Genomic DNA, 9426 nt, shown 5'->3' on the forward strand with positions numbered 1-9426 from the left:
TGGAGCTTAACTTTGCATTGTAAATAGTTGCTGCCAAATTCGGCTGACCCCTTCACGTAGCTGGATGAACTGATCGCCATCAGGGGGTTGTTCAGATTGCTGTAAGACTAGTCTGTGGTTGGTATTACGATAGGTCAAATAGGCATCATTTAGGATTTGTGTATCCTGTTCTCCAAGTAACTTACTGGCTTGTAGTTGCTGCAAAATTCTAACGTTGTCGGGCCATTTGGACAGCGCCGGATACTCGCAGGAATAGGCTAATACATAGTATTGAACGATGAATTCGATATCCGCGATACCACCACTGTCTTGTTTTAAATCAAATCCAGCCTTTGATGAGGAGCCTAAATGCTTACGCATTTTTTCACGCATCTGAGCAACACTTTCTTGCAGAGGTTTAATATCGCGTTTTTGCGATAGTATCTGATGACGTACCACTGAAAACTCTTGGGCAAGACTTGGGCTACCTACGATAAAGCGTGCGCGTGTTAGCGCCTGATGTTCCCACGTCCAAGCTGTTTGGTTTTGATACTCACTAAAGCCATCAATATGGCAAACAAGTAACCCAGCATTGCCAGATGGACGTAAACGCATGTCCACTTCATATAAATGGCCTGATGCCGTTTTGGTATTGAATAAGTGTAAAATACGCTGGGCCAATTTGAGATAAAACAACCCAGACTCTATGGATTTTGGACCATTTGTTGCAGCTCTGCTGGTGCAATTATGCAGAAACACTAAATCGAGATCTGAGCCATAACCAAGTTCATAGCCACCTAATTTACCATAACCTATGACTGCAAAACCTCGGCTGAGCATGTCGTGCTGTTCATTCGGTATATCAGCATAATCAGGTTCGCCGTATTTTTCAGTCATTTGTTGCCACGCTAAATTAACCACTTGGCGAATAATGCTTTGAGCGAGAAAAGTAAGATGGTCACTGACTTTCATCACGGGCAATACACCTGTGATATCAGCCGCGGCAATTTTTAGTTGTTGGCAAAGCTTAAATTGACGTAATGCTTCCATTTGTTGCTCTAAATCGCTTTCATCCACGCGCAGCATCGCTAGCCTAAGCTCAGCGTTATATTCGGTTAACTCTGTGGGATTAACTAATTGTGCTGGATTGAGCAATTCGTCGAGCAATAGCGGAAATCGACTGATCTGCTCGGTTACCCAAGGACTGGCAGAACACAAACTGACTAATTGCTTGAGCGCTCCTTGGTTTTCAAACAATAAATCTAAATAGGCGGTACGCCCATAAATGGCGCGAAATACTTTTAAGCAACGATCTAAGCTTTGGCTTGCCGCTTGGGGTGTTTGTTGCAAAATGACGAACAGTAGCTGAGGGATAAGCTTGTTGAGTATATTCTCGCCGCGCTGACCAATACGACTAGCACTTAAATTATCACCAAATGCCACAAGAGAGGCGTTAAATGCTTCGGCTTGTTCAGGGGATAACCATTGGCTGAGTATTTCGTGCTGCTCTTCTGGGGTTAAGGGTAATAGCCATAAATCTTCTAGCGGGGAGAGGGCGTCGTCGTCCTTGGTTAATTCAGGTGCGGCGTCTTCCCCAATAAGCAGTAAAAACTGTTCATGGATAGTTGACGTATGTTTCAAAAGCTCGCTGTTGAACTGCGCATAGTCCGCCAAACCTAAAATGGTGCACAGGCGCATTTTATCAACGTCGTTATCGGGTAAGACTTGGGTTTGTTTATCGTCAAACTGCTGTAAACAGTGCTCTACTTTTCGAAGCCATAAGTAACTGTTTTTTAATAATGTTGCATCCTCGCTTGGGAGGATTTCCATGTCGATTAGAAGGTGTAAATTATGCAGTAACCCTTGCTCTTGTAGCGCCGGCTCGCGGCCACCGCGGATCAGTTGCAAGCTTTGTACGATAAACTCTGCTTCACGAATGCCGCCTTGGCCAAGTTTGATATTGTTACTGAGCTGACGTCTGCGCACTTCTTTCTTAATCATCGCCTTCATCTTACGTAGCGAGTCTAATGCGCTGTAATCAAGATAACGGCGATAAATAAAGGGCCTAAGTATGTCAGCAATTTCGGGGTAGTAGGTATCGTCAGGATTGAGCACACGGCCTTTTACCATGGCATATCGCTCCCACTCTCGGCCCTGTTCTTGATAGTAATCTTCCATGGCAGCAAAGTGCATCACAAGCGGTCCGCTTTCACCAAAGGGGCGAAGCCGCATATCTACGCGGTACACTTGACCGTCTACGGTGATTTGATGCAGCGCTGTGATCAGTTTTTGCGCTAACTTGGTAAAGAATTGTTGGTGCTCAATGGGCTTGCGTCCACCTTGGGTCATGCCTTGCTCTGGATAGGTGAAAATCAAATCAATATCGGAGGAAAAGTTCAGTTCTCGGCCACCTAGCTTACCCATACCTATGATGTACATATGCTGCTCACCTAGCTCTCCCATAGGTAAACCAAAGCGTTTTGATAGCTCTGCTCTTAGCCACAAACTGGCTTGCACGATAAGCGCTTGCGACAAGGCGGATACGCGTTTGAGTGAGTCTTCAATGGATTGTGTGTTAGTCACATCAGCCCAAGTAATACGGACCATATGTAAGTGGCGAAATAAACGCAGGGTTTTATGCAACTGCTCTTCGCTGGTGACATCGTTTAATGCCGCGTTGAGTAACGCTTCGTAATCCTGCTCCTGATTTTGTTGTTCAGGGTAGGCGATTAATTCATTCACAAACATTGGATGCTGAATGCACTGGCGGGCAACAAAATCACTTAAGGCGAATACAATGCAAATTTGCGCTTGGTGCTCACACCATTGTGGCTCAAACAAATCATGCTCTGATAGCGCCTGCCAGTGGCGTTCGCCGATAGCCAATAATTCCGAAGATAAATTTTGCCGATGGGAAGGAGTTTGCATATTTTTGGCCTATTAACGGGTTAGCAATGGCTTACTGACTAAATGAGTTTGTACACGATTTTTCTATATTAAGTCTATTTGAACTCGGGCTCTCTAAACACTGCACTTCTAGAATATGGCTAAGTATATTTGTCTATAGCTTGGCGCTAACATTCGTCATAACAGCCCTAACGTTAGATGCTAGGGGTGTTTACCAAGGGTGCCATTTCAACATTAAAGGGGCTACTTAGGCTACCACTGACTAACTGTACTTTTTTAGCTTTTGTGAGTTTTTTTACCCAAATTTCCATTTTCAGTGCTGTAGAGTGATCGGTTAAGCCCACGGCGTAAATCATCGTTAGTGGACCTTTACCGCGTAACGCCTTAGCGCACAAAGGACCGCTGGTGTAATGCTGGGTAAAGCGTTTGTCCAAGTCTTTACAAATGCCAGTGTAATAATGCTGATATTTGTTTTCAATAATGTATAAAAACCAAGGTTGCATATTGGTAACGGTTATTAACCCTTTGAAACGGAAGGGATGAATTTTTACATATTAAAAGCGCTAGGGGGTAATTAAAACCTTTTTACGCTTAGGGGGGAAGTTGGTGGGCAAAACCAGTCCTGAACTGTAAATTAACGTAAAGTTTCGCTTCCTTCCCTATTATTTAACCTTGCCTTAACCCATCATTCATTACCCTTTATGCAATCGATAAAGTCAGTATGGGTAAATTATGTATACCAACAAGCCAGCGACTTTGCTGCTGCTCGCTGTAACCTGTGGATTAGTCGCGTGCAGTAGCCAACCTAATTACAAAGCCAAAGACACTGAGCAACTGCTTAATCAGCATGAGCAATGGCAGTACCGTCAACAAGGCGCAGAACACGTTAGCTACCTAACCGATTTGGTCAAGATTGACGGGCTTGAACCCATTATTGCCCAAGCTTTAGCAAATAACCCTTCATATAATCAGATGCACGTGGCTTTAAAATTAGCCTACGCACAGCGCCAAGTCACAGCAGCGAGCCAGTGGTTCAGTGTGGACGCTGATTTTAACGCTCAGCGCAGCAAAGATGAAGGCACTCAATATTCGTCATCATTAGGGGTGAGTTGGGAGGCCGATGTGTGGCAGAAGAACGCAGACAGTGTTTCTGCCCAAGACATGACCATCGTTAGCAGCCAAGCGGATTATCAAGGCGCGCGCGATACACTGGTTGCCAGCGTAATGCGTACCTACTTAAACATTATTTTACGTCAGAACTTGCTCAACATTGAACAGCAACGTTTAGTGGTGCTGCAAAATAATGAACAAAGCATTATCGAGCGCTATCAATTTGGTTTAGGTGATTTAGAAGCGCTTGATACGGCACGCACGAGTACCGCTTCTACCCGAGCAACGATTGCTGATTACGCGGAGCAAATTGCTCAGTCAAAGCGCGCTATCGAGGTGCTCGCGGGCGTGGATACGCTAGATGATTTTTCCGTTTCGTTGACGATGCCAGAGGTATTACAGCCTTTGGCTAACTTCCCTGAGCAAGATTTGTCTCGGCGTCCTGATTTGCAAAGCGCTTTTTATCAAATTGAAGCAAAGCGCTATTTAGTAGATGTGTCTTACAAAGCGTTGTTGCCGTCGATTACGTTGTCGGCATCGTTAAGTGACTTAGCCAAAACACCTAGCCAAGCATTATTAACGAGCCCAGTGTGGAGTTTGCTAGGTAATCTCAGCGCGCCATTATTTCAAGGCGGGGCACTGCGAGCACAGGTTGATATCGCAAAACTGAATGCCGAGCAGGCGTTTTGGAATTATCAAGACATCCTTTTGACAGCGGTGAATGAAGTCGAAGATACCTTAGGACAGGAGCAGTCGTTAAATACTCAGCAAGAGCAGTTAAAGCTGGCGTTGCAGAGTGCCCAGCGCAGTTTTAGCAACTATCAAAGTAAATACCAACAAGGTTTGGTCGACATTTTGGACTTGCTCACAGTGCAACAAACTGTGTACGACCTACAAGTTCAGCTCGCACAATTACATTACACCCTACAAACTAATCGTATTGATTTAGGCCTCGCACTGGGCCTTGGAGTATCATCATGAAAATGTCACCAACCCCTATTCTTGTCACAGTCGTTGCTGTTGTGTGTATCGGCTTTGCCATCATGTATAACGGTAAAAAAATGGCTGAAAGTGCCAATGCACCTCGCCCTGTAGCGACTAAAGCCAGTGCCCCTAATGTGTCGGTGGTGCTTGCTACTCCTGGTAGCTATCAAGCCTACGTAACCGGACATGGTGAAGCGCAAGCCCACTGGGCACTCACCCTAAAAGCGCAAGTTCAAGGCGAAGTGACCACCATGAACCCGCAGTTCGCTACCGGTAATATTGTCGAAAAAGGCGCGGTTTTAGCCACGATAGACAGCACTGCATACGAGCAAGCAGTCGCCAGCGCAAAAGCAGAACTTGCTGACGCCCAGCTTGCCTTGCAAGAAGAAAAAGACTTAGGCGCTCAAGCGAAGCGTGAATGGCAGCGCTCAGGGGTTACTCAGGCACCAAGCTCGCCTTTGGTGTATCGCACATTGCAGTTAGAAGCGGCGCAAGCCAGCGCTGATAATACCTTTTTCGTTTTAAAAACCGCCGAGCGCGACGAGCAAAATACCCGAATTTCTGCCGCCTTTGATGGTGTTATATTAAGCCGAGATATTGATCTTGGCAGTTACGTGAACGTTGGCGATACCATTGCGACGCTCAATAGCACAGATAGAGTCGAAATTGCCGTGCCTTTATCTTTGTCCCAGTGGCAAAACCTTGGGAGTGACGCATCCGCTACGGTTACTTTGCAAGATGTGACCACGGGATCACGTTGGACAGGCTACATTGCGCGCTTGGAGCAACATTTAGATGACAGCTCTCGTCAGCGCAACGTGATAGTGGCGCTAGACAAACCTTTCGAGCAAGCAACGCCTTTATTGCCGGGTACATTTTTATCAGCCGAGATCACCGGTAAACAACTGAGTAATGTGATTAAGTTACCTGCTTCTGCCGTTTCGCAAAATGGTCAAGTCTGGTTCGTGAACGAGCAAAATACTTTGGTTAATGTCATGGCTGATAAAGTGTTTGAGCGGGGCGACTTTGTGTACATCAAGCCTATAGCCGGCGTGAGTGAGGCTAAAGTGGTCACTCGCCCACTCGTGAGCTATTTAGCAGGTATGCAGGTATCTCCTATGGTGGAGATGATATCGCCGATTGTTAAGGAACAGGCACTATGAGCCAGCATCACGTGCCACCGCCATCTGCCAATAATAACCCGCTGCACGGCATTATCGCTTGGTTTGCTAACAACTCAGTAGCGGCTAATTTGCTGCTTGTTAGTGTGATAGTGATGGGCGTGATGTCACTTTCAACATTACGAAAAGAGGCATTCCCGAGCCTTGAACCAGATAAAATTTCTGTTTCTGTCGTTTACGACAGCGGTGATGCACTGCAAGCCGAAGAGGGCATAGCCCTAAAAATTGAAGAAGCCTTAGAAACCGTGCCTGGGATTAAGCGCATCACGTCTACATCTGACGCCACCGGCAGTCATGTGAGTATCGAGAAGAAAACCGATTATTCCCTTGATGAGCTGTTGACCGACGTTAAAAACCAAGTGGATGCGATCAATAACTTTCCTGCGGATGCAGAAGAGCCAGTGATTGATAAATCGAGACGCCAAGATCACGCATTAACGATACAGCTTTATGGTGACGCCGACCGCCACGAATTACAAACCTTGGGGGAAAGGCTAAAAGCGGATTTGCTCGCCCAATCGGGTATCAGTGATGTTGTGCAATCTGGTGTGCTTGACCCCATGATGTCAGTTGAAATCGATGAAGGGAAGTTGCAAGCTTATGGTCTAACGATCAGTGATATCAGTGATATCAGTGATATCAGTGATATCAGTGATGTGATCAATCAGGAGTCATCAAGCCCGCTTTCAACAAGCTTGCGTGACAGCAGTAAAATTATTCGTTTGAAAGCAGCAGAACAGGCCTATTGGCAACGTGACTTTGCCAATATTGTATTGTTAACCACACCCACAGGTACGCAAATAAAAATTGGTGACGTTGCGACGGTAACTGACACCTTTGCTGAAGACGCAAATTCATTGGGTAGATATAATCAGCAAAACGCCGTGGCCATTGAAATATTAATGGACGACAACAGTGATATCACCGTCATTGTAGAGCAAGCACACAATGTGATGGATAACTGGTATGAGCGCGGCTTACTGCCGCAGAACGTTGAACTCACCAGTTGGTACGATAAAAGCAACATGATCACCGAGCGCCTGTCTCTACTGACCAAGAATGCGGTCACAGGCATCATGATAGTATTCGTTATTTTGGCTATATTCTTGAACGTGCGCGTGGCACTTTGGGTGGCTGGTGGCTTGCCGTTTGTATTTTTTGGCACCTTGTATTTTATGACTGACACTTACGCTGGGTTGACCATTAACGAAATGACCACCTTTGGTTTTATTATGGCGCTGGGGATAGTGGTAGACGATGCTGTGGTGGTTGGTGAGAGTGTTTACAGCACGCGTAGGCAGCACGGCGACACCCTAAACAACACCATTCTAGGCACAATGAAAGTCGCTATACCGACGATATTTGGTGTGCTTACTACCGTGGCTGCATTTATGGCGCTGTCGAATGTATCTGGGCCGCTGGGGCAAATTTACGCCCAGTTTGCCACCGTGGTAACCATATGCTTGCTACTTTCAGTGGTGGAATCAAAGCTTATCCTGCCTTCGCATTTAGCGCACATAAACACTAAGCGAGAGGTTAAAAAAGGGCTAAGCGGCTTGTGGTCTAAAGTGCAGCATGGTGCTGATTACGGCTTGAATTGGTTTAGCGATAATATTTATCGCAAGGTTATCGAATATTCACTGCGCTTCCGTTATGCCGTAGTAGCAGGGTTTATTGCCTTTTTGATCCTCGTGATTGGAATGCCAATGACAGGCGCAGTCAAAGTGGGATTCTTTCCGAGTATTTCCGGGGATACTGTTAGCGCAGATTTAGTCATGCAAAATGATGCGGCGTTCGGTCAAACCAATAGTAACTTATTCATGCTAGAGCAAACGGCCATACAAGCTGAGAAAAATTTAATGGCTAAGTTTGCAACACAGCAAAACGAAATCACCAGCTTACAGGTCATAAGTAGTGGCGATACCAGTGGTAGCGTATCTGTTGAATTGACTCGCGACGGCGCATTTAGCTCAAGTGAATTCGCCAAAGAATGGCAACGCCTATCGGGCACGCCAGAGGGCAGCAAAAAGCTGCAGATTTTGGCGACACGAAAAATGGTCGATAATTTCAAAGTTGAGCTTAAAGCGTGGGATGACGAAACGGTCATGGCGGCAGGCGCACTATTCAAAGAGCGTCTTGAGAATACTGCGGGCGTGAACGGAATTGACGACAATCTTAACCCCGGTCAGCCCCAGCTCAAATTTACCCTAAACGCTCAAGGCCGAGCCCTAGGCATGGACACTGCCAGTTTGTCGCAGCAGGTTTTACAAGCGTTCGGCGGTGCCATTGTGCAGCGTTATCAGCGCGACAAAGATGAAGTTAAAGTGAGGGTGCGTTACCCTGAAAATGCGCGTAAAACCCCTGCCGATATCATGCAATCACGTATCCGTTTACCTGATGGCACAGTTGTCCCCTTGGTCAATGTAGCAACGATAAGCAGCGAATATCAGCAAGACGAAATTACCCGTATCGATGGTTTACGTGCCATCTATTTGAGTGCTCAGGTGGACAAGTCCGTTATTGCCTCAAACGTTTTAGTGGATAACTTACGCCGTGATCTAGTACCAGAGCTAACAGCGCAATTCCCTAATTTGAATGTCTATTTTGCGGGTGAAGCTGAGCAGCAAAGTGAAACAACTGGCTCCATGAGCACCATGTTTATCGCCGCATTATTAGTGATTTATGTGTTACTGGCGATCCCCCTTAAATCCTACATTCAACCTTTGTTGATTATGGTTGCGATCCCCTTTGGTATTGTGGGGGCGATACTCGGCCATTGGTGGAATGACTTAACCATTAGCATATTGTCCTTAAACGGCATTCTCGCGCTAAGTGGAGTAGTGGTGAACGACAGCTTGTTACTGGTTTCGCGTTTTAACGAGCTGATTAAAGATGAAGGCATGAGTGTGCATGATGCGATTGTCGAATCTTGTACGAGTCGTTTACGTGCGGTTTTACTGACGTCTGTTACCACGTACGCAGGTTTGGTCCCTTTGCTGAGTGAAACATCGATGCAAGCGCAGTTTTTGATCCCTGCGGCGGCATCACTGGGTTACGGGATTTTATTTGCCACTGTGATCACCCTTATATTAATTCCTGGCTTACTGATGATACAAATTGACGCCAAGCGCGGCATCATCAAGCTATTGACCCTTTTAGGACTTAGCGCTAAATCCGTACAAAACCCAGCACATCCTTAATCCGTTTTGACTCTACACGCCTTAGGTCGCAGCCCGCCAGCGTACCTAAGGGCATTATACCAATT

Annotated in this window: 5 protein-coding genes; 3 read left to right on the forward strand and 2 right to left on the reverse strand. The window is 46.1% G+C overall.

What is annotated here, in order from left to right:
* Positions 1-6: 6 nt before the first annotated feature.
* Both glnE and GPLA_RS21085 read right to left on the reverse strand, forming a co-directional pair.
* A complete protein-coding gene (glnE, locus tag GPLA_RS21080; RefSeq protein ID WP_007107057.1) occupies positions 7-2907 on the reverse strand; it encodes a bifunctional [glutamate--ammonia ligase]-adenylyl-L-tyrosine phosphorylase/[glutamate--ammonia-ligase] adenylyltransferase in 2901 nt (966 codons plus the stop codon).
* A 173-nt stretch (positions 2908-3080) separates the two neighbouring features.
* Positions 3081-3389 carry a GIY-YIG nuclease family protein gene (locus GPLA_RS21085; protein WP_007107058.1) on the reverse strand — a complete coding sequence of 103 codons (309 nt, stop codon included), beginning with the start codon at positions 3387-3389 and terminating at the stop codon, positions 3081-3083.
* A gap of 229 nt (positions 3390-3618) precedes the next feature.
* Between GPLA_RS21085 and GPLA_RS21090 the strand changes: the two genes are divergently transcribed.
* From GPLA_RS21090 to GPLA_RS21100, 3 genes are read left to right on the forward strand one after another with little or no spacing between them, the layout of a single operon-like run.
* Positions 3619-4977, forward strand: a complete 1359-nt coding sequence (locus GPLA_RS21090; RefSeq protein WP_007107059.1) for a TolC family protein — start codon at positions 3619-3621, stop codon at positions 4975-4977.
* A complete protein-coding gene (locus GPLA_RS21095) occupies positions 4974-6143 on the forward strand; it encodes an efflux RND transporter periplasmic adaptor subunit (protein WP_007107060.1) in 1170 nt (389 codons plus the stop codon). Before GPLA_RS21090 ends, GPLA_RS21095 begins: the two co-directional genes overlap by 4 nt.
* On the forward strand, positions 6140-9361 hold the full coding sequence (locus tag GPLA_RS21100; protein WP_007107061.1) for an efflux RND transporter permease subunit: 3222 nt from the start codon (positions 6140-6142) through the stop codon (positions 9359-9361). The genes GPLA_RS21095 and GPLA_RS21100 overlap by 4 nt, the downstream gene beginning before the upstream one ends.
* Positions 9362-9426 lie beyond the last annotated feature (65 nt).

The organism is Paraglaciecola polaris LMG 21857 (genome assembly GCF_000315055.1).
GTDB lineage: Bacteria > Pseudomonadota > Gammaproteobacteria > Enterobacterales > Alteromonadaceae > Paraglaciecola > Paraglaciecola polaris.